The 803-nt window shown below is 33.5% G+C and carries 1 pseudogene; it reads left to right on the forward strand.

The window, feature by feature from the left end:
• Window positions 1-403: 403 nt before the first annotated feature.
• Window positions 404-733: pseudogene (locus ACFFLE_RS07745) on the forward strand (Y-family DNA polymerase); the annotation flags it as partial.
• Window positions 734-803: the final 70 nt, after the last annotated feature.

An 803-nucleotide genomic window follows, 5' to 3' on the forward strand; every position in this document is an offset into this window, starting at 1 on the left:
GGCGCCCCGCTGGATAGGGATGAAAAATATGGAATATATGCTTGTAATCTATTGACTAATCGTAAGAAAAACAGTGTTAGAGAAATACCTCAACTTAGATAGTCTACCTTATGGTAGGCTATTTTTAATTTTATTTACAAACTATGCTGGTTGAAAAAGCTATTGGTACCGGTGGAATACCTGGTGTGGCGCTGAACTTAATAATTTTAAATTCCGGAACTTAGATCATTTTGACTTTTGATTGGGAGAAAGAAAAATGGAGTAATTGTTTCTTTGTTGTAATTTATATTGATTCTTCTTCTAAATTCAACTATGGCTATATAAGAAATTTTAAATTTAAATCAACTAATGCTATAATCCTAATAAATACGGGAACACACGTTCTATCTAGAGGGGGAGAGTTATGTACAATTATGATCTATGCAGCAGTAGAGACATTCTTTGTATTGATCAGAAAAGTTTTTTTGCAAGTGTATCCTGTATTCTAAAAGGATTAGACCCGTTAAAAACTAAGTTAGCTGTTGTGGGAAACACAAAAAGGAAAGGATCTGTTGTTTTAGCTGCTACACCCGAATTAAAGAAATTAGGAATAAAAACTGGCTCACGATTATACGTGATCCCTCAAAGGAACGACATATATATTATCAATCCTTCAATGCAGACCTATATAGAATATTCGACATTAATCTCTCAAATTGCCTTAAAGTATGTTCCTGCAGAAGATTTTCACCAATTGTAACTGCTAAACTAGACTCAACAGTTTTCCACAATTAAGACTCAACAGCTCTCTCCAAATAAGACAC

Origin of the sequence: Salinicoccus siamensis (assembly GCF_042429615.1) — a bacterium.
GTDB lineage: Bacteria > Bacillota > Bacilli > Staphylococcales > Salinicoccaceae > Salinicoccus > Salinicoccus siamensis.